Source organism: Kitasatospora sp. NPDC059571, assembly GCF_042735675.1.
Classification (GTDB): Bacteria; Actinomycetota; Actinomycetes; order Streptomycetales; family Streptomycetaceae; genus Kitasatospora.
On sequence record NZ_JBHWBW010000485.1, the window covers coordinates 1 to 5934 of the forward strand.

General features: G+C 74.7%; 6 protein-coding genes, 1 tRNA gene and 1 pseudogene. 7 read left to right on the plus strand and 1 reads right to left on the minus strand.

Annotated elements, in window-relative coordinates:
- Window positions 1–134: 134 nt before the first annotated feature.
- Window positions 135–734 carry a flavodoxin family protein gene (locus tag ACFV0G_RS33515; RefSeq protein ID WP_380556148.1) on the minus strand — a complete coding sequence of 200 codons (600 nt, stop codon included), beginning with the start codon at window positions 732–734 and terminating at the stop codon, window positions 135–137.
- A gap of 141 nt (window positions 735–875) precedes the next feature.
- Here ACFV0G_RS33515 and ACFV0G_RS33520 point away from each other — a divergent pair, with 141 nt between their 5' ends.
- The 7 genes and pseudogenes from ACFV0G_RS33520 to ACFV0G_RS33550 form a co-directional block, all read left to right on the plus strand.
- Window positions 876–1298, plus strand: coding sequence for a winged helix-turn-helix transcriptional regulator (locus ACFV0G_RS33520; RefSeq protein WP_380556150.1), 423 nt, complete (start codon window positions 876–878; stop codon window positions 1296–1298).
- Between the two features lie 92 nt (window positions 1299–1390).
- Window positions 1391–1463 (plus strand) — tRNA-Thr (locus ACFV0G_RS33525).
- A gap of 158 nt (window positions 1464–1621) precedes the next feature.
- Window positions 1622–2308: a LuxR C-terminal-related transcriptional regulator gene (locus ACFV0G_RS33530; RefSeq protein WP_380556152.1), complete on the plus strand. Its 687-nt coding sequence runs from the start codon at window positions 1622–1624 to the stop codon at window positions 2306–2308.
- A gap of 103 nt (window positions 2309–2411) precedes the next feature.
- Window positions 2412–3515: a galactose-1-phosphate uridylyltransferase gene (gene galT, locus ACFV0G_RS33535; protein ID WP_380556154.1), complete on the plus strand. Its 1104-nt coding sequence runs from the start codon at window positions 2412–2414 to the stop codon at window positions 3513–3515.
- The gene (galE, locus tag ACFV0G_RS33540) at window positions 3512–4471 is read left to right on the plus strand and encodes a UDP-glucose 4-epimerase GalE (protein ID WP_380556156.1); all 960 of its coding nucleotides are present in this window, start codon (window positions 3512–3514) and stop codon (window positions 4469–4471) included. Before galT ends, galE begins: the two co-directional genes overlap by 4 nt.
- A complete protein-coding gene (gene galK / locus ACFV0G_RS33545) occupies window positions 4471–5604 on the plus strand; it encodes a galactokinase (protein WP_380556158.1) in 1134 nt (377 codons plus the stop codon). The genes galE and galK overlap by 1 nt, the downstream gene beginning before the upstream one ends.
- Window positions 5605–5803: 199 nt before the next feature.
- Window positions 5804–5934: pseudogene (locus ACFV0G_RS33550) on the plus strand (DNA-binding response regulator); the annotation flags it as partial.

A 5934-nucleotide genomic window follows, 5' to 3' on the forward strand; every position in this document is an offset into this window, starting at 1 on the left:
CCGGGCGGGGCTGGGGGGGCTCGCGCTGCTCGGCCTGCTCGGCCTGCGGGAGACCCGGGGCGCGGCCCGGCCCGCCGCCGCCCGCCGCTCCCTCGTACTGGACGGGGGTGCGGCGGCCGGCGGGTGAGCGGTGCTCAGGCGGCCAGTGCGGCCCGGCCGGCGAGGGTGATCGCGGCCTGCTGCGCGACCCGCTCGCCGAGGTGCTCGGCGGTGGCGACGTCCGCCTTGTGCACGCCCTCGGGGCCCTGGTCGGTGTGGGTCTGCGCGCCGGCGCCGAGGAACAGGCCCAGCCGGTTGAGGTCGTTCTCCGAGGCGGTGGAGGAGTTCCAGCCCGGGTGCAGGCCGAGGCTGATCCACTGCATGCCGTGCTGCGCCGCCAGCACCGTGAAGAACTGCAGGGTGTGCAGCTTGTCGCCGCTCTTGGAGCCGGAGTTGGTGAAGCCGGCCGCCAGCTTGTCCTTCCAGACCTGGCCGAACCAGCGCTTGGAGGTCTCCTCGGCGAAGGTGTGGAACGCGCCGGAGGCGGTGCCCATGTAGGTCGGCGAGCCGAAGACGATCGCGTCGGCGGCGTCGAGCTGCGACCACTGCTCCTCGGTGATGGCGTCCACCGCGATCTGCACGGTGTCGGCACCGGCCGCGGCGGCGCCGCGGGCCACCGCCTCGGCCAGGACGGCGGTGTGGCCGTAGCCGGAGTGGTAGGCGATCGCGACGGTGGGGCGGGGGGTGGACGTCATGGCGGGGTGCTCCTCGGTGAGGTCGGGGCGGGACGGCGGACGCGGCACCGCCGGGTGGGCGCCGCGCTCGGTCTCCAATGTAGACCAGGTTTCTAAAAGTTACCAACCCTCGAATGGAGACCGGCCCGCTACCCTGGGGGCATGGCCACACAGCAGTCCGATCCCGCGCACTCCTCCGACCAGGAGTTCGACATCTTCGCCGCGTTCTGCCCGAGCCGGGACGTGTTCGCGGAGCTCGCCGACAAGTGGTCCCTGCTGCTCGTGCTGAGCCTGCACTCCTGCGGTGAGCAGCGGTTCTCCGAGCTGCAGCGGTCCGTCGGCGGGGTGAGCCGCAAGATGCTGACCCAGTCGCTGCGCGCGCTGGAGCGGGACGGCCTGGTGCTGCGCACCGTCCACCCCGAGACCCCGCCGCGGGTGGTCTACGGCCTGCTGCCGCTCGGCCGGGCCCTCGCGGAGCGGATCGCGCCGCTGGGCAGCGGGGTGGAGGAGTACGCCGGCTCGGTGGTCGCGGCGCGCGAGCGGTTCGACCGGGCGCACTGCGGCGAGGGCGTCCAGGGGCCGTGACACGGTCCGACGGCCGATCGATTTCCCTTCCGGGCCGCCCGCCCTGTAATGTCTTCCTCGTTCGAAGGAACGGCCAGCCGGCCGGAGAACAGGCCCCTATAGCTCAGTCGGTAGAGCGTCTCCATGGTAAGGAGAAGGTCTGCGGTTCGATTCCGCATGGGGGCTCCGTACAGAACGAAGACCCCCGCCTCGCGGCGGGGGTCTTCGTCGTTTCCCGGTGCAGGCGCCCTGGCGGAGCGGGCGTCGATGCGCTGTGATGGTGCGTCAATCGCCGGGCCGGGGCGGTCGCGGGCCCATCGGCCGCACCGGGACTGGAGGGCGCTGTGGGCGTTCGGCTCGTGATCGTCGACGACCACCGGCTGCTGGCCGAGGCGCTGGGCGCCGCCCTCCAGCTGCGCGGGCACCGGGTGCTCGCGGTGGGGGCACCCGCCGCCGCCGCGGACGGGCTGCTGGCCGGCCGCCGTCCGGAGGTCTGCCTGCTGGGCGTCGCGGGCCGCGAGGACGGCGGCCCGGCCGACGGCGAGCTCGCCGCCGTGCTGCGCGCGCTGCGGCGCGGGCGCCCCGAGGTGCCGGTGGTGGTGCTGGGGCCGGTCGGCGAGCCCGGCCGGGTGGCCGCCGCCTTCGCCGCCGGCGCCGCCGGGTACGTCCGCAGCGACGAGCGGATCGAGGTCGTGGAACGGGCGATCGCCCGGGTCAGGGCCGGCGAGGCGGCGGTGGCGGTCGAGGTGCTGCAGGGCGCGTTCGAGGCGCTGCTGCAGCCCGCCGCCGCACCGGACGACGACGCGCTGCGCCTGCTGCGGCTGCTGACCCGGCGCGAGGCCCAGGTGCTGGCCAGGATCGCCGAGGGCGAGGACACCGCCGCGATCGCGGCCGGCATGGGCATCGCCGCCAGCACCGCCAGGACGCACGTGCAGCGCGTCCTGGTGAAGCTGGGTGCCCGCTCCCGGCTGGAGGCCGCGGCCGTCGCGGCCCGGACGGGCCTGCTGGACCGGGTGGCCCGGACCGCCTGACACCCCCGAGGTGCGGACATCGGTCGGCCATGCCCGGGGATGTTGACTTCTGATCGGTGCTGTTCGACTATGTTGGATAACGAGAGATCGGAGCGCGTCCACCGTGAAGAAGACCACTGCCAAGCTCGCGGACGGCCGCGAACTCCTCTACTTCGACGCGGGCGACGCTGCCGACCGGGACTCCACCGACCTGCGCCCGCTGGAGCCCGTGGCCGGCCTCTCCGAGATCCGCCGCGACCCGGCCACCGGCGACTGGGTGACCATCGCCGCCCACCGGCAGGGCCGCACCTACCACCCGTCGGCCGACGAGTGCCCGCTCTGCCCGTCCCGCGACGGCCGGCGCTCCGAGATCCCGGCCGCCGACTACCAGGTGGCGGTGTTCGAGAACCGCTTCCCCTCGCTCTCCGCCGACGCCGCCCGGCACGTCACCGGCCACCCGCACCCGTTCGCAGCGGCCGGCCCCGGCGCCGGCCGCTGCGAGGTGGTCTGCTTCACCGCCGACCACGGGCTCTCCTTCGCCGACCTCGACGAGCCGCACGCCCGCCTGGTGCTCGACGCCTGGACGGACCGCACCGCAGACCTCTCCGCCCGCCCCGGCATCGAGCAGGTCTACTGCTTCGAGAACCGCGGCGCGGAGATCGGCGTCACCCTCGCCCACCCGCACGGCCAGATCTACGCCCTCCCCTTCACCGCCCCCCGCACGGTGCGGATGGCCGAGCAGGCCCGGCGGCACCGGGCGGACACCGGCCGCAACCTCTTCGAGGACCTGCTCGCCGCCGAGCGCACCGGCGAACGGGTGGTGCTGGCCGGCGAGCACTGGACGGCGTTCGTCCCGTTCGCCGCCCGCTGGCCCTACGAGATCCACCTGTACCCGCACCGCCGCGTCCTTGACCTGACCGCGCTGGAGGAGGCCGAGCGCGCCGAGTTCCCCGGGCTGTACCTGGAGCTGCTCCGCCGCTTCGACCGGCTGTTCATCGAGCCCGGGCACAATGAGCAGGCCGCACCGACGCCGTACATCTCCGCCTGGCACCAGGCGCCCTCCTCCGCCGGGGGAGGCGAGCTGGCGATGCATCTGGAGCTGTTCACGATCCGTCGTACGGTAGGCAAGCTCAAGTTCCTGGCCGGAGTGGAGTCCGGCATGGACGCGTTCGTCAACGATGTGTCGCCGGAAGCGGCGGCGCAGCGCCTGCGGGAGGTCGCATCATGAGGAAGTACCTGGTCACGGGTGGCGCCGGCTACGTCGGCAGTGTGGTCGCCGCCCACCTGCTGGAGGCGGGCCACCAGGTCACCGTGCTCGACGACCTGTCGACCGGCTTCGCCGAGGGCGTGCCGGCGGGCGCGGAGTTCGTCCGCGGGCGCATCCAGGACGCGGCCGACGTGCTCGACGCCTCCTTCGACGGCGTGCTGCACTTCGCCGCCTCCTCGCAGGTCGGCGAGTCCGTCGCCGACCCCGAGAAGTACTGGCGCAACAACGTGGCGGGCTCGCTGGAGCTGGTCTCCGCGATGCGCAAGGCCGGCGTGCGCACGCTCGTCTTCTCCTCCACCGCCGCCGTGTACGGCGAGCCCGAGATCGTGCCGATCGCGGAGAGCGCCCGCACCGCACCCACCAACACCTACGGCGCGACCAAGCTGGCGGTCGACCACCTGATCACCAGTGAGGCGGTCGCGCACGGCCTGGCCGCGGTCTCGCTGCGCTACTTCAACGTGGCCGGCGCCTACGGCGCGTACGGCGAGCGGCACGACCCCGAGTCGCACCTCATCCCGCTGGTCTTCCAGGCCGCGCTCGGGCAGCGCCCGCACATCTCCGTGTTCGGCGACGACTACCCGACCCCGGACGGCACCTGCATCCGCGACTACATCCACGTCGCCGACCTCGCCGAGGCCCACCTGCTCGCCCTCGACGCGGCCACCCCGGGCGAGCACCTGATCTGCAACCTCGGCAACGGCAACGGCTTCTCGGTCCGCGAGGTCATCGAGTCCGTCAAGCGCGTCACCGGCCGCGAGATCCCCGTCGTCACCGCCGACCGCCGCCCCGGCGACCCGGCCGTCCTGGTCGCCTCCGCCGCCCGCGCCCACGAGGCGCTCGGCTGGCGCCCCCGCCGCCCCGAGCTCGACGACATCGTCGCCGACGCCTGGGCCTTCACCCTGGAGAAGCGAGCCTGATGACCGGTCCCCAGTCCGTCCGCGACGGCGCCGCCCCCGAAGGAATCTGGGCGGCGCCCGGCCGGGTCAACCTGATCGGCGAACACACCGACTACAACGACGGCTTCGTGCTGCCCGTCGCCCTGCCGCACGCGGCCCGCGCCACCGTGCGGCTGCGTGCCGACGGCGTGCTGCGGCTGCACAGCGAGCAGGCCGGCGGCGCGGCCGTGGAGCTCGTGGTCGCCGATCTGGCCCCCGGCACGGTGGACGGCTGGGCCAAGTACCCGGCCGCGGTGGTCTGGACGCTGCGCGCGGCCGGGTACGACGTCGGCGGCGCCGACGTGCACATCGACAGCGACGTGCCGACCGGCGCCGGGCTCTCCTCCTCCGCGGCCATCGAGTGCGTCCTCGCCGCCGCCTACAACGACCTGCACGGCCTCGGCCTCGACGGCCCGGCGCTCGCCCGGCTCGCCCAGCGGGCCGAGAACGCCTTCGTCGGGGTGCCCTGCGGGATCATGGACCAGATGGCCTCGGTCTGCTGCACCGAGGGCAACGCCCTCTTCCTCGACACCCGCGACCTCGCCCAGCGGCAGGTCCCGCTGGACCTCGCCGGCGCCGGCCTGCGCCTGCTGGTCGTCGACACCGGGGTCAAGCACGACCTCGCCGACGGCGCCTACGCCGAACTGCGCGCCGGCTGCGAGCGCGCCGCCGCGCTGCTCGGCCTCGCCGCCCTGCGCGACCTCGACCCGGCCGGCCTGCCCGCCGCCCTCGACCGGCTGCCCGCGGAACTGCGCCCGCTGGTGCGGCACGTGGTCACCGAGAACGCCCGCGTGGAGCGGGCCGTCGCCCTGCTGGACGCCGGCGACCTCGCCGCCCTCGGGCCGATCCTCACCGCCGGCCACGCCTCGCTCCGCGACGACTACCGGGTCTCCTGCCCGGAGACCGACCTCGCGGTCGACACGGCCGTCGCCGCTGGCGCGCTCGGCGCCCGGATGACCGGCGGCGGTTTCGGCGGCTCGGTGATCGCCCTGGTCACCGCCGAGCGGCTGGACGCCGTGGCCGACGCCGTCACCGCCGCCTTCACCGCCGCCGGCTACGCGGCCCCGCGCACCTTCGCCGCCACCCCCGCCGCGGGGGCCCGCCGGCTCGCCTGACACCTCCCACCTGCCCGGTCGCCGCCCCCGGCCCCCGCCGGGGGCCCATGGCACCCCCGGCCACCGTTCGTGCATGTCGAGCGAAGGTCAAACCACCAGGGGATGAAGAAACTTCACCAATCCCCCACCGGTCCGGCAGCCACCCCGTACGCTGAGTCCGGTACCGGTGGGGGCCGGGCCGGAGCAGGGGGGACGGACGATGGGGCGTATTCGCGTCCTGGTGGTCGACGACCACCGCATCTTCGCCGAGGCGCTGGCCGCGACGCTCGCCGCCGAGCCCGAGGTGGAGGTCGGTGCGGCGGGCAGCGCCGCCGCCGCCGAGCGCGCGCT